The organism is Bacteroides pyogenes DSM 20611 = JCM 6294 (genome assembly GCF_000428105.1).
Lineage (GTDB): Bacteria > Bacteroidota > Bacteroidia > Bacteroidales > Bacteroidaceae > Bacteroides > Bacteroides pyogenes.
In genome coordinates this window covers 23,832-42,531 of record NZ_ATZH01000032.1, presented here as the reverse complement: position 1 = coordinate 42,531, position 18,700 = coordinate 23,832, and the positions used below count along the sequence as shown (strand labels likewise).

10 protein-coding genes are annotated in these 18,700 nt (G+C 48.6%); 4 read left to right on the top strand and 6 right to left on the bottom strand.

The features are described from left to right. Positions 1 to 190 precede the first annotated feature (190 nt). The 4 genes from C234_RS0109235 to C234_RS16215 all read left to right on the top strand — a co-directional run bounded on the left by C234_RS0109235 (position 191) and on the right by C234_RS16215 (position 6,659). Positions 191 to 1,720 carry a sulfatase family protein gene (locus tag C234_RS0109235; protein WP_148295198.1) on the top strand — a complete coding sequence of 510 codons (1,530 nt, stop codon included), beginning with the start codon at positions 191 to 193 and terminating at the stop codon, positions 1,718 to 1,720. Positions 1,721 to 1,841: 121 nt separating this feature from the next. After that, positions 1,842 to 4,766 carry a chondroitinase family polysaccharide lyase gene (locus C234_RS0109230; RefSeq protein WP_027325527.1) on the top strand — a complete coding sequence of 975 codons (2,925 nt, stop codon included), beginning with the start codon at positions 1,842 to 1,844 and terminating at the stop codon, positions 4,764 to 4,766. A gap of 283 nt (positions 4,767 to 5,049) precedes the next feature. Beyond that, positions 5,050 to 5,619, top strand: coding sequence for an RNA polymerase sigma factor (locus tag C234_RS0109225; protein ID WP_027325526.1), 570 nt, complete (start codon positions 5,050 to 5,052; stop codon positions 5,617 to 5,619). Positions 5,620 to 5,681: 62 nt separating this feature from the next. Next, positions 5,682 to 6,659, top strand: coding sequence for a FecR family protein (locus C234_RS16215; RefSeq protein ID WP_051290221.1), 978 nt, complete (start codon positions 5,682 to 5,684; stop codon positions 6,657 to 6,659). A gap of 126 nt (positions 6,660 to 6,785) precedes the next feature. On the opposite strand, the gene C234_RS0109215 is transcribed toward C234_RS16215, so the two are convergent. The 6 genes from C234_RS0109215 to C234_RS0109190 form a co-directional block, all read right to left on the bottom strand. Beyond that, on the bottom strand, positions 6,786 to 8,369 hold the full coding sequence (locus tag C234_RS0109215; RefSeq protein WP_027325525.1) for a glycoside hydrolase family 31 protein: 1,584 nt from the start codon (positions 8,367 to 8,369) through the stop codon (positions 6,786 to 6,788). A gap of 20 nt (positions 8,370 to 8,389) precedes the next feature. Further along, a complete protein-coding gene (locus C234_RS0109210) occupies positions 8,390 to 10,150 on the bottom strand; it encodes a hypothetical protein (RefSeq protein WP_027325524.1) in 1,761 nt (586 codons plus the stop codon). Between the two features lie 17 nt (positions 10,151 to 10,167). Continuing rightward, entirely contained in the window at positions 10,168 to 11,328 is a 1,161-nt protein-coding gene (locus tag C234_RS0109205) for an acyltransferase family protein (RefSeq protein ID WP_027325523.1), read from the bottom strand. Continuing rightward, a complete protein-coding gene (locus tag C234_RS0109200; RefSeq protein WP_027325522.1) occupies positions 11,325 to 12,764 on the bottom strand; it encodes a DUF4832 domain-containing protein in 1,440 nt (479 codons plus the stop codon). Before C234_RS0109200 ends, C234_RS0109205 begins: the two co-directional genes overlap by 4 nt. Positions 12,765 to 13,023: 259 nt before the next feature. Next, entirely contained in the window at positions 13,024 to 14,574 is a 1,551-nt protein-coding gene (locus C234_RS0109195) for a RagB/SusD family nutrient uptake outer membrane protein (protein ID WP_027325521.1), read from the bottom strand. Between the two features lie 60 nt (positions 14,575 to 14,634). Then, a complete protein-coding gene (locus C234_RS0109190) occupies positions 14,635 to 18,078 on the bottom strand; it encodes a TonB-dependent receptor (protein ID WP_034538290.1) in 3,444 nt (1,147 codons plus the stop codon). Positions 18,079 to 18,700: the final 622 nt, after the last annotated feature.

Genomic DNA, 18,700 nt, shown 5'->3' with positions numbered 1-18,700 from the left:
TTTCTTTAGATTCCATCCCTTTGTTTCTCCCCCTTCTGCTTCATGAAACAGGGGTAAAACAAGGGGATGTTGTATTTACAATCTATACCGGGCAAGGTCGACTCATGCCGTGCGGAATGAAGTCTGCGCTTGCCATGCTTTAATAACTCTTTAATCATTCATTATCGTGAATAAACAGATAAACTTTTTAATGAGCGGACTGACAATTTTCGCCGCACAGGGTTGCAAAGCTCCGAAACAGACGGTGCAGGAAACCGAACATCCCAATGTCATTTATGTATTCCCCGACCAATACCGCAATCAGGCTTTGGGTATATGGAATCAGAAGGGATTTCGCGATAAGGTGAACTTTCAGGGTGATCCTGTGCATACTCCCAACCTGAATGCTTTTGCCCGCGAGTCGGTGGTACTTACTTCGGCGCAAAGCAACTGCCCGTTGAGCAGTCCGCACCGGGGAATGTTGCTCACCGGCATGTATCCCAACCGAAGCGGTGTGACGTTGAACTGCAACTCCACCCGCCCCATCAGCTCTTTACGCGAAGATGCGGAGTGTATCGGAGACGTTTTCTCGAAAGCGGGTTACGACTGTGCTTACTTCGGCAAGCTGCATGCCGACTTCCCCACCCCGAACGACCCGGCACGTCCCGGACAATATGTGGAAGACAAGCGTCCGGTATGGGATGCCTATACGCCGAAAGAACGCCGCCACGGTTTCAATTACTGGTATTCTTACGGAACGTTCGATGAGCATAAGAACCCGCATTACTGGGATACCGACGGTGTGCGCCACGACCCGAAGGAGTGGTCGCCCCTGCATGAAGCGCGTAAGGTGGTTTCTTACCTGAAGAATGAAGGCAATGTGCGCGATACGAAAAAGACGTTCTTCATCATGGTAGGCATGAATCCGCCTCACAGTCCTTACCGTTCGTTGAGCGACTGCGAAGAACAGGACTATAACCTATATAAAGACCGTCCGTTGGACAGCCTGCTCATTCGCCCGAATGTAGACCTGAGCATGAAAAAAGCTGAATCGGCTCCTTTCTATTTTGCTTCCGTCACCGGGGTAGACCGTGCGTTCGGACAGATTCTGGAAGCGTTGAAAGAGATAGGGGCAGACAAGAATACGATTGTCATTTTCGCTTCCGACCACGGCGAGACGATGTGCAGTCAGCGCACGGAAGACCCGAAGAACTCTCCTTATTCGGAATCGATGAATATTCCGTTCATCGTCCGTTATCCTGCCAAGATACAGCCTCGGGTAGACGATTTGTTACTTTCTTCGCCGGACATCATGCCTACCGTGTTGGGATTGTGCGGACTGAGTGAAGCGATTCCTTCCGAAGTGCAGGGACGCAATTTCGCTCCTCTTTTCTTCGATGAAAAAGCGGATGTGGTTCGTCCCGACGCGGCTTTGTATATTCAGAATATGGACGGAGAGAAAGATTCGGAGGGGCTGGTGCAGACTTACTTCCCGGCTTCGAGAGGTGTCAAGACGGCACGCTATACGCTGGCATTGTACATCGACCGTGAGACGAAGAAACTGACTAAGAGTCTGCTGTTCGATGATCTGAACGACCCGTACCAACTGCGTAACCTCCCATTGGAAGAGCATGCCGATGTGGTGAAAGAGCTTTACCGCCGGATGGGAACGATACTGAAAGAGATAGACGACCCTTGGTATAAGGAGAAGATTCTCTCTGAGTATATACCTTATGAATAAGACGCTCGCAGGTGTCTGATGAATCTTCTGAAACAAAATCCAAAGCCTCTCTGCTTAAAAGCCTGTTTAGCAAGAGAGGTTTTGGTACATTACAATTCACACTAAAAAGATTATAATTCCGATGAAAAAGTATTGTCTGACTCTGTTGTTGTCTATTCCTGCATTCGTTTCTTCCTTCGGGCAGCTTTTCGGCTTCGAAGAGGGAGTGCCTGCCGGATTCACCGCCGGGGGTAAAGGAGAAGTAAAGACCTCTTATCTTTTTTATAAAGAAGGCAAGCAAAGTCTCCTGTGGGAGTTTCAGCCCGGCTCTACGCTGGATGTAAAGACAGCTCCCCTCTCGTTGAACGCCAAGCGCGAACAGCAGTACGGCATTACGCTTTGGATATACAATGAGAAGCTTCAGGGCGACTCCATCCGGTTTGAGTTTCTGAATCCGGCGGGAGAGGTTTCCTATGAGTTTTCGTACCGCCTTCAGTATGCGGGCTGGCGGGCTTGCTGGATTTCGTTCGAGTATATGAAGGGCGAGAAAAGAGACAAGCAGGTTGTGGCTTACCGCCTTGTTGCCCCCGAACGTAAAGGACGTGTTTTTATCGACCGTCTCACCTTTCCGGAGAAGAAGATGAACGCACGCACTACGCCCGATCGTCAGCTTCCCACCAACAATGGGCTGGCAAACCGCGACTTGTGGCATTGGTGTCTGGTGTGGAAGTGGGAGCAACAGACGTATGACATTCCGTTGCTTTCGAGGCTGAACGCTTCGCAGAAGAAAGAGCTGCAAACGGTAGAGGCCCGCTTGACGGAGTATCTGGATGTAAAGACACCGCCCAAAGGGAGTGTCGATGCTGCTTACCGGACTTTCGAAAAGGCGGGAATCGCACCTTCGGTAGCAGGTACGGGATTTATCGGCGCTCCGATAGTTGCTCCCGACGAGCAGGATAAGAAGAAGGGTGAAATGTCGTGGAACGATATAGAGACTATGCTCTCCGGCTTTGCGTATGATGCTTATTGCAATGGGAAAGAGGCTTCGAAAGCGAACTATTTTACGGTGTTCGATTACGCCATCGATCAGGGTTTCGCATTCGGCAGCGGCATGGGGACGAACCACCATTACGGCTATCAGGTACGTAAGATTTATACCACGGCATGGCTGATGCGCGAAGAGATTTACCGCCATCCCCGCAGGGATGAGTATTTGTCTGCACTGCGTTTCTGGGCTGCGCTTCAGGAAACCCGCCGGGCTTGTCCGCCCGACCGTGACGAACTGCTCGATTCATGGCACACATTGCTGATGGCTAAAACGATTTCCGCCATGATGTTCCCCGATCGACGGAAGCAGGAGCAGGCGTTGCGCGGATTATCGCGCTGGCTCTCCTCGTCGCTGCGTTATACACCCGGCACGCTTGGCGGTATCAAGGTAGACGGAACGACTTTTCACCACGGAGGGTTCTATCCGGCTTATACGACGGGAGCGCTTGCCGGCATCGGACAGTTTATCGCTTTTACGGGAGGCACTTCGTTCGAGCTGTCCGAAGAGGCACGGCAGCATCTCAAATCCGCCTTTATAGCCATGCGCAATTATAGCAATCTGCATGAGTGGGGAACGGGTATCGGCGGACGTCATCCTTTCGGCGGAAAGATGGGGGCGGACGACGTGGAGGCTTTCGCACAGATTGCCTTGTCGGGCGATTTGTCCGGTGCGGGTGATTCGTTCGATCGCGGGCTGGCTGCCGACTATCTGCGCCTGCTGCATAAGCGTGACACTCCGAACGCCCGTCTTTTCAGGGAGAAAGGAGTGAAGCCTGCCGGGGCTCCGCAGGGGTTCTTCGTCTACAACTACGGTTCGGCAGGCATCTTCCGCCGTGCCGGTTGGATGGTGACGCTGAAAGGATATACTACCGATGTGTGGGGAGCGGAGATTTATACCAAAGACAATCGCTACGGGCGTTATCAAAGTTACGGTTCGGTACAGATCATGGGTAAGGGCAATCCCGTATCGCGTGCCGGGAGCGGATTTGTTCAGGAAGGCTGGGACTGGAACCGCCTGCCCGGAACAACGACGATTCATCTGCCTTTCGAGCTTCTCGATAGTCCGCTGAAGGGAACGACAATGGCACACTCCGCCGAGAACTTCTCCGGGAGCAGTTCGCTTGGGGGAATGAACGGCATGTTTGCCATGAAGCTGATGGAGCGTAATCTGGATAACTTTACGCCCGACTTTGTGGCGCGCAAATCTGTCTTCTGCTTTGACAACCGCATGGTGTGTTTGGGCACGGGAATTACGAACAGTAATGCGGAACATCCCACCGAAACGATCCTGTTTCAAACGAAATACAATGGCAAGGCAACGGAGAAACCGGCTCCTTTGCCGCCGTTATCCCTGTCCCGGACGGATGATGATGCGAAACTCCCGCATGCGGGTGAAGATGATTATTGGTTGTACGACGGTTACGGCAATTACTACCATGTAGCCGACGGAACAGTCCGCTCGCAGATTGCCGTGCAAGAGTCCCGCCATGAAAAGACGCGCGCCAAGACCGTGGGTACTTTCGCTTCGGCATGGATCGAACACGGAAAAGCGCCGAAAGACGGCTCTTACGAATATATGGTACTTATCCAGCCGTCACCGGAGGAACTGCAAAAAGCCCGGAAGGAATCTCCCTATCAGCTTCTCTGCCGCGACCGCTCGGCTCATGCCGTTTACGATAAGCAGACAGGCATTACCGCATACGCTGCCTTCGACGATTACCGTCCCGCAGCAGGCAGCTTTGTTACATTCATTCCGGCCGAGACGATGTTGATGTATGTTGCCGAAGCCGGCGGAGTGCGCATGAGCGTGTGCGATCCGAATCTGAACATCCGTGAGAAAACCTATACGACCAAAGAGCCGAGCCGACCGATAAGGAAAGAGATCGTTCTGAAAGGAAGATGGACACTCGCGTCATCCCTCGAAAACGTAAGCCTGTCGGAACGCGACGGGCAGACTGTGGTAACGGTGACTTGCATCCACGGGCAGCCGGTGGAGATGGTGCTGAAGAAAGCGGTGTAATTCATGTGCATATTGATCTGCTCCGGTATACATATATAGTCAGTCCGGTGAGTATATATACTCAGGAATGGAGATGTGCCGGTTTTTGAATTCGCCAATCTAAGAGATAAAACTGCGTTGAACAATCGTGTGAGAATGAACCATATAACATTTCGGGCAAACAGTCAAAGCTATGGAGAGCAATAAGCCGACAAAGATTTAATAAAAATTGCAAAAACGACTAATTTAGAACAGTTTCACTCAATTTTTCATTAATTTTGTTCACATTAAACTATAGTTACGGATGTCATACGATGAAGAAAAACTGATAAAGGAACTAACCAATGATTCACAAAAGGCATTGAGCGAGATATACCGGCTTTATGCCCCACGTATCTATGCTTTCGGATTACGTTACTGCAAATCTCATGAGAAAGTGGAAGAGTTGGTTTCCGATACTTTCCTATGGCTTTGGAACAATCGTCACAACATTTATATGAAGCATTCATTGAAGTCGATTCTATTTCTTCGCATGCGGCATTTTCTCATCAACAACTATCGTGCAACAATCCATTCGCCTGAATACGAGAACTATTTGGAATATCGTGAAAGCATTGCTAACGTTCCCAACGATCCTCTTGAATATGACGACTTCGTACGTCAGCTACATGCCTGCATCAACGCATTGCCCCCGATACAAGCCAAAGTGGTAAGAATGGCAAAGTTTGATATGTTGAATAATCGCACGATTGCAGATCGATTGAACATTGCTGAACAGACTGTCAAAAACCTGTTGTCCCTCGGGCTGAAAGCTATGCGGAAGCAATTACAGGCCGCGAAATATCTGCCGCTCCTCTTATTTTATGTTAATTAATCGAGTAAATCGGTATATCCCACCGCCGGCATTGTCTTTTATATATAAATAACAAGAACAAAATGAACGATAAGCAAAGATTTTTTCTCGACGATACACTTACCGTAAACCAACTGAAAGAACTGCGTAAGGAGGTTGACAGCACGCCTGATGAGATTTTAGGGCAACGGATGTGGGATCAGTGGAGCAGCGAAGAAGCTGTCTCGGGCGTAGTCGAATACAAAAGATTGACGAAGATATGGCAACTCATTGAGAAACAAATATCAGTAGAGAAGTCGTTTTCGTGGCATAAGGCATGGCGGTACGCACAGGTGGCAGCTGTCATCATGCTACCTATTCTTTTCTTTTCCACTTACTATCTTTATCGGGAGAACGCCGCATTCTCTACCAAGAAAACCATCGTCAGCACTTCCTGTGGTGAACGTGCCAGCATCACTCTGCCCGACGGAAGTAAGGTAACGCTGAATGAAAACACATCATTGGCATACGACAGTAAGTCGTTCAATAAAAGCGTCAGGAAAATAGAGTTTGAAGGAGAGGCTTATTTTAATGTGGCAAAAGATTCCGAACATCCTTTCACAATAGGTGCCGAAGGCTTGGAAGTGTATGTTCTCGGCACCAAATTCAATCTTAATGCCCGAAACGAAAGCCTAATATCAGAGCTTATACTGGAAGAAGGAAGTGTACGGCTTTCCGCTTTGAAGAAAGCCAAGAGCGTAATGCTGTCGCCACAGCAGAAAGCAACCCTTGACAAAGCCACGGGAGACATTACCGTAACAGAAACGGAAAATGCACTCGATGATGCCAAGGCATGGAAGCGGAAAGAGCTTATTTTCAGGAATGTACCTTTGTATCAGGTTCTCAAAAGCATTGAGAAGCATTACGATGTGACTTGTAATATCAGTAGCGACATTAACGTAAACGATCGCTTTACCGGCATCATACCGGCCAATAACATCAACGATGTTCTACAGGTCATCGAGACGTCCTACCATTGCAGTACCACTTTAAAAGATAATCACGTTGAAATCTGCCGATAGACTCCCAGTTCAGCTATAAGCCTACTACTCGCTGTTGCAAACAATCAAACGGCTGCTTGCTTCTTTCTTATCACATTATTGCGTTAGATTCTGGTATCTATAGGAGGTATATATAACCCTATCGTGCTACATCCGTTCGAAATAGGGTAATCTTCCAAGTGGTGCATCTATCTTTACCGTACGGCCGCCCTCGTGTATCTTTCCTTCGTCGTCCTTCCACGTACCCCTCGGAAGCACGACATCCCGTACATCCCTTTCATCCACGACGGGTGCCACAAGATACTTCTCGCCCAACATGAACTGGTCTTTTATCAAGGCATACCCTTGGTGCGGGAATACATACTCCAAACTGCGCACAATGGGCTCACCCGTTATCGCAGACTCTTTGGCGCATGCCATGATGTAATTGGCAAAGTCGGCATGAAGCTTTGCCATACGTCTCACAATGTCTAGATTTTCTTTACTAAGGATACGCCACGGTGCAACGGAAAACTGCATCATTGACATCAAGGCATGAACTTCGGCTGAACGCACGATAAGTCGTTGGTCGAACTTGTCGGCATCAACGTTCATGAACGTAAGAAACGACCCGCCTCCAATCATGTCGGGACAGGCATAAGCATAACCCAGCAGTCCTGCAGCAATCATATCAGGTATGAGCAACCGCAAGGCATCCCACGAATAATCCTTGTCACCCAATCGTTGTACCAATTCGCGGCACCCCATCTGCCATCCTGCACGATACTCATTGAAAGTGAACTCACAACCTATTTCTGCCCAAGCGCGGGTGTGGTCTACGGAGATACTGCCCTTTCTGTACGGTACAAGGTCGGAACGGTGATAGAAATTATTGTCTCCACCGTCGAATTTGAAACCATCTATCCCATACTTCCGTTGCATATCACGCAGCTGGGTGATGAAATATGCCTTTGCTTGTGAATTGGTAAAATCGAAGCATGCGCTCTGTCCGTTCCACCATTTGATGATGGCAGGCTCGCCTGACGTATCTTGCAACAGCAGTTTTTGGGCTGCCAGTTCTCTGTACTCCGGCGTGTCTGCCGACACGAACGGACTTACCCAAAGCATAACCTTGAAGCCCATACGGTGCAACTCAGCAACCATGGCTTGAGGGTTAAGGAATTTGTCTGGCTTAAACTCGAAGTTACCGTAATACCGTTGCCAGTTGTCGTCTATCATGATGATGCCGCGGGGGAAGCCATTCCGCAGAATGTCACGGGCGTAAGTGAGGATGTCCTGCTCGTTCTGGTTATACATCAATTCTATCCACGTATTGTATTGGGGCATGGTAAAGAAGCGGTGATCCGGAAGCTTGCCGTTCGGAGCGAAATGTTTGCGTGATGCTGTGAGATATGCCTCACGCAAGGTGTTCCCTCCGTTCTCCACTTTCACTGTCTCATAATCGGACTCGATGCGGATGATTTTGTCCGAAATGCTGAAACGAAACGGGCGATCACTCCATACATAACGTCCCATACTCGAAACAAGAAGAGGGGAAACCTGATTGTTTCTGTTCTCATAGGCAAGATCAAACTCTTTTAAGGGCTCCACATAAGGCATCCTTGAACCTAAAGCCGTGGCACCTCCCCACCAGTATTCTCCTTTCTTGATGGTGATGTCAGTTGTCTGCTGTGCCATTGAGACGCAGCAGACAAACCAGAGAATGAATACAAATTGAAATCTATTACGCATAAAATCTCTATTGTAAAATGTTATTGTGGCACATAATCTAGTGTAAACTGCGAACTACCCTTGGGTGTTACCGTTCCCTCCGGGCCGATATTAATTCCTTCCTTCAGGTCGATGATCACCTTATACATTCCCGCACTGCTCGGGATGAGGAAGCTGCCGTCACCTCCCGATGTGTTGATGTAGGCGCTGTTGACGTTGGTCTTAGGTAAGCGAATGGGGGTTCCGGAGCTGGGATAAGTAACATAAAAAGCTACATCACCGCCCCAACCGAAGTTATAGAATGTAGCTTCGTAGGTTCCTTTCGACGTCCTTACCAACGGAAGCACATTGGCAGTATCCCAAGTCACGGGATTCGACGTACTCGTAAGCGCCCAACTCCACCCGTCCATGTAAAGAACGTTGGGGTAAGCACTGGTAGGACATGCATAGAAAGCTCCACTGAAGACATCCATACGGATAAGGTAGTTGTCGCTCATTGCCTTCAGCGTCCATGAGCGATTGCCTCCCCCGTTGAACAAGTCGGGGTTGGCAGTAAAGCCGGATAGATCAAGCGCTGCGGTGATAGCTTGTTTCTCTCTAAGTGCCACCGTACCTTCATAGATGTAATCAGTACCACTCTTCAGAGCAAGGTTTTTCCCGCAGAACTCAATGGCTTCACCCGCTACACTGCCATTAACCACCACTCTATTATTGCTGAACGATATCGACTTGCCTCCACCGGTAACTTCAATCGACTTGCAGAGGTCGTCCTCAAAATTAATCTTTATCGTAAACGGTCCTCCTGCCGTTATGGGGAAGCTTTTGTTTTTGTCGTCCGTATTGCTCTGCATTATCATCTTGCCATCCCAAAGAATGTATTCGCCCGCATCGTCTCGTATCAGACGGAACACGCCGGCCGCCGTACTGCCCCACATTCCTACTTCCGGATCGTCGCCATCAGGTGCCGTCCATGTGTAGTAGCGTTTGTTTCCGCTTTCAAAACCTTTCATAGCCATCTTCTTACGCTTGTCTGTAATTTCTCCGTCCTGCCAATGTCCTGATATGGAACCAAGGATATAATAACAGTCGGATTCGGCGAGCGGTGCCCAAATGTGCTTCTCACCTGTGCTAAACTCAAAGGTAACGGGATTGAAAGACACCGTGAACGATGCTTCCACATCATTACCTATAACAATTGAATCTTTTGCCATGCAGGCAATTTCTCCATTTTCCATTCCCCAATAAACGCCATTCTTGCTTGTCGTGGTGGAGACAATAGCCTTTACATTGGCAGGGAATACATTCTCGGTTGGCGTTACATACACATCGCCATTCTTGATAAGGTCGAGTATCTGACCATTGCTCAGGATGAGATATAACACAGGAAAGGTAGGAACATCTACTGCAGGTAAGTCAAAAGCTTGCACCAATTCGCCTTTACGCATATTATCCAACTTCACCTTCAAGGTCAGATTGTCCAACGAAGCATTCTTGGGAAGAGGGATGCGGATGTTGTCATCTATATTAAATGATTGTCCAAGTAGGTTCTGTTGTTTTATGGCAAGTGTATCGCCCTTACTGTCCAACAAGGTGAGGACATACTGTTCGAGGTTTATTTCGTCGGTCATCAGTCCTGAAACATTGATATTGTCGCCATAATGCAGCCCGCTTTGGGGCGATACGACAATATCCATAGCAGGTTTAGGACCATTCTTTTCATTCGAGACGTTGTTGTCATCGCTACAACCCGCAACACACTGTATTGCAAAAGCCGTTATCAGAAAATATTTCTTCTTCAACATAATCGTAATTCTTTAGTTCATGCCTTGATAAAAATCTTCATTCTGTACATCCATTTAAGGATTATGAATATAAAAATGCCCTGTATCGTAACAAGGAGTACGGGATAATAGTCTCCCATCCATTGTTCGAAGCCATGGAAAAAGGAGTTGGTAATCGAATCGAAGTTTACTGCTTCACCGAGAAAGTAAGCCACCAATGAGTTCATGCCGTATATCTTGAGCCATCCGAGGCCACGCATCCATCCCTTGATGTCGATGATAAAGTAGGACAATGCCATCAGAATGAAGCATATTCCACTTGCAAACAGCGTCATGGAACTTGACCAGATGTGCTTGATGATCGGTATGTAGGGACTCATCAGCAAGGAAACACCTATCAGGACGAGGCCCGCAATGAGCAGCTTCACAAACTTATCCAGCATGGAAAAGCTGCCTCGCAGGATGCAACCTGCCATATAGCCGAAGAATACCGTAACAACGAAGTTGAGCGAACTCATGATCCAAGTGTAGTGATAGGTCGGATCCCATGTCCAACTGTCACCATTCCATATCACACCATCCCGGAAATGTCCTAATACCCTCCGGTCTATCTCCTCACAGATGTTGGTATCTATCGTGAAATCCATATTGCCCCATATTGCAAAGATCGCGATATATGCTATGAAGAGCAGTGATACCACCACCAACTGTGTACGAAACGAAGTAAAGATATAAAGGAAAGTAACCACTACATAACCCACGGCGATGCTCTGCAACGTGTTGGAAAAGAGATGCAGCTGTCTGATGTCGAATGCCAGAAGGTTGCCTTGAATGATGGCGCCGACGATCCAAAGGACGGCAAAACGCGACAAAATCCGTATATAGAACCGTCGGTTTACCTGCTCCTTACCCGTCTTATACTTTGACATGGCAAACGGAATGGTGATACCGGACATGAACATGAACAAGGGCATGATGATGTCCCAGAAACAAAACCCCTCCCACGGCACATGCGTAATTTGAGCCATTACCTTTCCGCCGAACGAGTCTTCCTCCGGCCCAAGTATAGACAACCACACATAGAGTATGGGCTGCACAAGCACTAAGCAGGCAAGGTCGAAGCCTCTCAGGATGTCAAGAGACAGCAGACGCTGCGGAGTGTCGGTATCGGATGTTGTGTTAACAGTGGTGCTCATCATTGTTTCTTTTGGAATTTAACAGCCGATGTGCTTTGCTTGAGGTCGCCTGTGGCAGCTATTACGATGTCTACCCCAAGGTCATTATACCCCGTCATACTTTCCCATATATCCTTATTTGCCAATCTGACAGCATATTCGGGGCATGAGGCAATGCTGACTTCCGGATCGGGCATGAAGAGGAAAAGACGGTAAGTGCCTACAGGGATATCGGCAGGAAGAGCCATCTTCCGGCGTATATGCGTAATTTGCAGTGGTTTCCACATACGGGGATCGTCAGGAAGCTTAGCCCAATACTCCGTCTTAGTATTGGAAGAACGTAACACTAACTTCAAATCACGGGGGTTATACATCGGTGCATAGCCGATATTTTGCAAAGAAATATTCACGGTAAGGTCGCTTCCGGGGATATGTTTCACTGAATATTCGCCACGGGTGAGCACAATGCGATACCCCAATTTGTTCTTGATCTCAGTTGCTTTGCCGTCAAGTTCCCATTTGTTCAGCACCTTTCGATCATATGCATCGTTAAGGAACGACCACCGCAAGCGTCGCATTTCTGCCACGGCAGCATCTCCCGTCGAGGGTGTGGCTGTGGGTGTAGGCAGGCAAGTCTCTCCGCCTATGGGCACATACAACCCTTCCGTGGCAAGATATGACTTATCCTTCTCCACGTCGGTATACGTTCCCATATTGGTTTCGTCTGCCATAAAGGCATCGTTGTGATGGGCAATGCGGGCGATTGGCTGTCCGCTGAATCCCTGCGTCTCCTTTATAGCACTTGTCGAGCCTAAGAAATCCTGCTTGTATTTGGGTATACGCACTTGTATGCAACGGTCGGCGGGTAGCACTTCGAGCCACTTGTCGAGCAGTTCCTTGTAAGAAGCGGCATTGTTAAGCCCGTTGGAAGAATAATACCACTCGCCCCATGCCCCAATGAAACCTGCCTGCGTGCAAGCTATAATGTCCTTATTGACGGTGAATGCGGACTTCATTTGTTCCATGTGACGCTTGATAATCGTCATGGGAGCGTCAGCTTCTGTTACCGCAGAAGTATAGGCAAAGCGAAGAATAGCCTTCATTCCCACCTTGCGAATAACTTCCATGTCGGCGTTCAGCTTTGTCGCGATGTCGGCCGGAAGGTCTTTATCGCGATATTCCTTGAAGTAGTAAAGCACTTGTACCAGCGATTTCCCTTCGTTGCGTAGCTTCCTGATGCGGCTTTCGGATATGGCATCCGTTGCATTGCTTTCAATCTCCGTGTAGTAGCCACGTTCGGGGTTCGCAAACGTTTCGTTGGTCGAAACATACTTCACTGTCTTCATCTCGGTGGTCGATGTCGGCGGTTCGGGATTGGGGTCTTGCGGGCGATTATCGCCTCCGCAAGACGATGCGAGAGATGTGAATGCCAATAGTAACCCGTAAGAAATTCTTTTCATATCATTTTCTATTTCATCGTTAATTTACACTGTGAATCTAAGGTATCTAATCTTATTTTTGTTTGGCTTGTGTCATTTGAACCTGCAAAAGCCTTTCTTCGATATGCCAGCGTGCTATTTTCTGCAAAAGATAATTTATTTAAGTTGCTTTGCAAAAGCATAAAGCTCCACAACCCATATCTTTTATTCGGGGAACCAAGTGTGCGGTATGATATTCCCGATGCTTGACTTATTTGCCCATTCGCCTGAGATTAAGACGTTATTTGTAGCCTTCGTTTTGCTTCACTTGCCCTTTCCCATCGAGGATGACTGACATAGGTAGCGGATAAAGCTCCTTGTATTCTTCTGCATAGGGGGTCTGATTGATGGCCTTTATCCAGGATGCGAACTTGTGATAGCGTATCAGGTCTGCCCTGAACTGCCCATTCTCGCACCAGAACTCATGCCAACGTTCCAACAGCAAGGCATTGAGCACCTTATCAGGCGTGTTGTGTTCGGCATACGTCAGGTTGCCGAGCTTTGCTCTTGCACGCACCACGTTGATGAGATCCACTGCCTCCTTCAAGTCGGAGGCGGTGGATCCGGCCTTTTGGCTCAATGCCTCAGCTAAAGAAAGGTAGACGTCTGCATAACGGAAAAGGATGAGGTCGATATCGGAAAATCCGCCCGAGCCCTTCACCTTTGTATCGTAGCCCATCTTCAAGGCTATCGGACCGGCAGCCAAAGGCGATTGGGGGGTATCCTTATCGACGGTCTCCCCGGCGGAGTTAACGTAGGAAGTGAGGAGCTTGGAGCGACGAACGTCATTGCTTTCAAACGAGTCGTAGAAAGCCCATGTGCTGGTTATCGTACCCCAACCACCCGACATTCCGTTCTGCTGGAAATCGGTGGGCAACGCCATCATATGCCACTGGTTGTGTCCGGGACCATTGTATGAGCATGGAAGGGCGAAGATGATTTCCTTGTTGGCGGCACCTTGTCCGCCGAGTTCGAACATTTTGGCGTAATCTTTTTGCAATTGGTAGCCGTATTCCGGCTTCATTAACTCGCGTGCCAATGTCTCCACCTTGTTGAAGTAGTTCTTGTCTGTAGGTGTTTCGTGCAGATACAGACGGATGAGGAGAATCTTTGCCAATCCCTTGCTGAAGCGTCCGTACTCTTCCTTGCCAGGATAGGGCAGGTGCTCGGATGCGAAGAGCAGGTCGTCTTCGATGAATTTTATCATCTCTTCACCCGAGAGTCGGGGCAGAGCCTGTTCCTGCAAAGGGTTTTTCAACACCTCGAGAGGAGCTATGACTAAAGGACCGTACATGTCGTAAAGCACGTATGAGAGAAATGCCCTGGCACAGCGCACCTCGGCTTCGTATACCTTCTTCTTACTTTCACTCAGCGAACTGTTGGCAATGTCGTCCAATACCAAGGTGCAACGGCTTATTTTGTTGGCGTAACCTCCGCTGTAATCGGTGGTGTTTCGTGTGTAGTAGAACCATGTAATCTCCTCGCTGTCAGGGAAGAAGTTCAGCTCTGACGCCATCTTCTGTGCCCCGAAGGTACCGGTGAGAATGCCCGTTGTACAATCGTTGATAAACATCACGCCCCTCTCCGACGGTGTAAAGATACCATCCCACCAGTCTCCGCGGATGGGATAATAGCAAGATATGACGAGAGCCTCAATATCGCTTTCTGACTTAGGGAAGTTCTTGGGATTGATTTCCGAATAGTCTACAGGCTCGAGGTCGGCACAACCGTTCAGCATACCCATGCAAGCCGCTCCCAACAAAACTACATATATGAATTTAAGTCTTTTCATGATTATGAACCTTTAATATATTCTTTCTTGTTTTTCAAAAGCCATTTTCCTGTCATGGCATCAGAACGTTACATTAATTCCCAAACCATAGGTACGTGCATTGGGATATGTCGCTGCGTAATAGTCGGTCTCCGGATCCAGCCCTTTGTAGGGAGTGATGCAGAAAAGGTTGTTTGCACTGAGCGATATGCGTACCTTGGATATGGCCTTCGTGCGTTGCAGCCATGCCTTAGGCAAGTTCCAGCCCAACGTAATGTTGGCAAGGCGGATGAACCAAGCATTCTGATAATACCAGTCTCCATACGTGTAGTTGGTGCTCCAACCGTTGAACGAGCACGGATATTGAGTGGATGGATTGTTCCACGTCCACCTTTCCTTGATGATACGCAAGGCATTGTAGCCGTAGCGAGCTATATCGCCGCCACCAAGTCCATAGGCCATCTCGGTGGGGTCTTGCATCTTGCGGTCGAACATCCCGTTGAACTGGAGGCTCAAGTCAAAATCCTTATAGCGGAAAGTGTTGGTGAGCCCTGCCAGCCAACCCGGGTCTTGCGAGCCGATCAGCACGTTGTCGGCATCGTCTATCAATCCATCGGGTGCTCCAGTCAGTATGAATCTGCCGTCTTCGTCGACCATTGGCTGGTTGTTGGCATCCCTCTTGTAACCGTTCAGGTCTCTGATAACTACCTCACCCGGTCTCAATAAGGGTTGTGCGGCAGGAACTTCCTCACCTATCTGAAGGATATGGTCGGCTACCCGGGCGTAAATGGGACGGATAGGATCGTCTACTCTCTCGTACACACCCGGCTTCCAATCGGGCGTACGCTCCTTCCATCGGTCTTTATACTTGGTAAAGGTGAGGTCGGTACTCCATTTGAAGTCCTTCGTTTCTATGTTCTTGGTGTTCACGGTTATCTCGATACCCGTGCTTTGAGTCTTGCCTACGTTAGCCATGACACTCGAAATCTCGTGGTAAGAGTTGAGCGGCTTGTAGTTGAGAAGGTCGGAAATGACCTTATGATAGTACTCCACGCTCGCCAGAATGCGGTTGTTCAGGAATCCCATGTCCAATCCTATGTTCCATTCGGTAGTCGTTTCCCATTTCAAATCGGGGTTCTCCAACTTGTCGCGGAACACCCCTATGATCTGCGTTCCGTCTTCTTTGTTGTAAGCCGGCGATGCATAATAGCTCGCAAAGGCATTGGTTCCGATGTCCGAGTTTCCGGTCTGTCCCCAGCTGAGACGGAGCTTCAGCATGCTCATCCAATCGGCCTTCTTCATGAACGCCTCTTCGCTCACGGTCCAACCGAGTGCCACCGATGGGAAGTAACCCCATTTGTGGTTCTTGGCAAAGACACTGGCACCGTCGGCACGCAGTGTTGCCGTGAGGTAGTAACGGTCTTTCAGGATGTAATTTGCACGCAGGAAGTAAGACTCCATCTTATTCTTTGAATAACCCGAACCTACGACCTTCGTTCCCGTTCCAGCTCCCATGTTGTGGTAGAGGAAACCATCGGTGAGGAAGTTGTTGTTGCCGAGGTTGGAGGGTTCATACTCGAACTGCTCGTAGGATGCTCCCAACAAGAGGTTCAGCTTATGCACGTCTGCAAACGTGCGGTTATAATTGGCTGTGGCTTCGAGCAGATATTGGTTGTTGTCTATCGTGTAGATGTCGGCATTTCCCTGCTGTGCCTTACCCCAGAGTGTGGTCTTCGGTTCATAGGTCTTGCGGCTGATGTTGGCACGGTCGATACCCGCGTTGAAGCGAAGGGTAAGTCCATTCACAGGATAAGCCTCCACATAAACATTGCCAAGCAGGCGGTCGGTGCGTCCCTTGTCTATGTTATTGAGGAGCGAATAAGGGTTGGGTTGGGTTCCTAACAAAGGATTCACGGGATATTCGCCGGTCTCCGGATCATACGCCTTGATATGCGGCCCCATCTGTACAGCTGCACGAATAATACCCGACTTCTCGTATTGCTCCGAGCCTAACTGTGTATTGTCATTGTCTATGCGTGTAAGCGTGAGGTTGACACCCGTCTTGAAGATACCGAGGAACCGCTGGTCGAGGTTACTCTTGATGGTATAGCGTGACATTCCTGAGTTTTTGATGATACCCTTGTTGTCGTAATAGTTGAACGAAACCATGTATTGTGTATCCTTCGAGCCTCCCCGGATGCTGAGATTGTGCTCCTGTATAGACCCGTTGCGTGTGATAAGCCCCAGCCAGTCGGTCCCTGCTCCTGTCCCAGCGATGTCTGCTTCTGTGTAGGGACGCATATAGGCCTGCCCGTTTTTGGGTGCTGCGATAGCCTCTTCCAAGGTGCGATTGCCCCATGGGCTTACTTGATTTTCCCATATCCAATATTCCCATGTCGACTTGTTCTTCTCCACCATCCACTCCTTCAGCGACAACATGTCGTAGTTGTCCGAGTATTCCTGGAACGAATAGTTGTACGAATAATCCACCTGTGCCTTGCCTTCCTGCCCTCTTTTCGTCGTGATGATGACCACGCCGTTGGCTGCACGTGCTCCGTAAATAGCCGTTGCACTGGCATCCTTCAACACTTCCACGCTCTCAATGTCGTTTGGATTGAGGAAATTAAGAACGCCCTGTGTTCCCGGGTCCATGCGCTGGTTGATACCTTTGGTCTGGTCTATCTTGGCAATAGGAAAACCGTCGACGATATATAGCGGGTCGTTATTGGCATTGACTGACCCTGCACCACGCACCAGAATATCGAGACCACCACCCGGTTGTGCCGAGTTTTGACGCACATACAGGCCTGCCGCCTTGCCGGCAAGGGCGTGAGCTGCCGATGCAACGCCTGCAAGTGCCACCTCACTGCCTTTGACTGAGGATATGGCACCCGTCAGATCACGTTTTTTCATCTTGCCGTAGCCCACGATAACGACCTCGTCCAATGCTTTGTTGTCTTCCTGCAGGCGTATATCCACGGCATCTTGTGCCTTCACCTCCTGTGTGATGAAGCCTATATAGGAAATGACCAGCGTGCTGCCGGGCTGCGCTTTCAACGAGAACTTGCCATCCATGTCTGTCACGGTTCCGTTCTTCGTTCCTTTCTCATGCACTCCAGCGCCGATGATGGGTTCTCCGTTGGCATCATGTACCACGCCCTTCACGGTCTTTCTCTGCCCGTCACGTTGTGGTAACTTTACCTCGTCCCGAACCTTGTCGGATATGACAATTGTCTTTTCGGAAACGATTTTATACTGCAGATTGCGTGTAGGCAAAACCGAGTTGAGCACTGTCGACACCGGGACATTGGTGTAGGAGATGCTGACATCGCGACTATCACTGATAATCGCGTTACGATAAGAGAAACGGTAAGTGCTCTGTTTTTCGATAGCACTGAACATTTGCTTGAGTGAAACGTTCTTCAGATTGACGGTTATTGTCTGCCCTTGAGCATACGAGCCCAAACTGTTGAAACAGAGCAACAGCATCAATGCACAGTACTTAATTTCATGGCGCACGTTCATTTTAATTTCTTATTTAAGGTTAAACATAATCTCTCCATTTTCACGATATTATAAAGGTTTAAACAACAATATGAAGGTATCGTACTGCAAACATACTGAATTTAACATCTATAAACATCGAGCCTCTATTCCTTATCCTTTGCAACCTCAATCTTATTCTCAAGCATATAAACCCGTTCACCCAATAAGTTGTTGGGATTTATTCTTTACTTAAAGTTTAAATCCGTATCCTTTCCCTCATGGAATATTAAGGACTATTCTCATTGCCAGAGTTGATACTGTTTTGGAGGATTTTATCTGATTTTGATATTCTATGGGCTGAGGACAAGCCAGCTTGATTCGCATCTACCTTTAACGGCGATTACTGAAAAAAAAACCGCCGCCTTTGAAAAAAAGCCCGCGGGCTTTGCAATCAAACACGGCGGGCTTTGAAAAAAAGGCGGCGGGCTTTGAAACGGGACACGGGGATGTTTAAACTCCTTCTCGGATGATGACTCTTATATTGTGATGTGTTTGAAACGAGACATGGGGATTTTCGAACGAACCGGCGGAATGGTTGTCGATCACGGATTTTGCCGCGGTGTCTTTTTGTTGTTCTATTGTCTTAATATATTATTAGTTT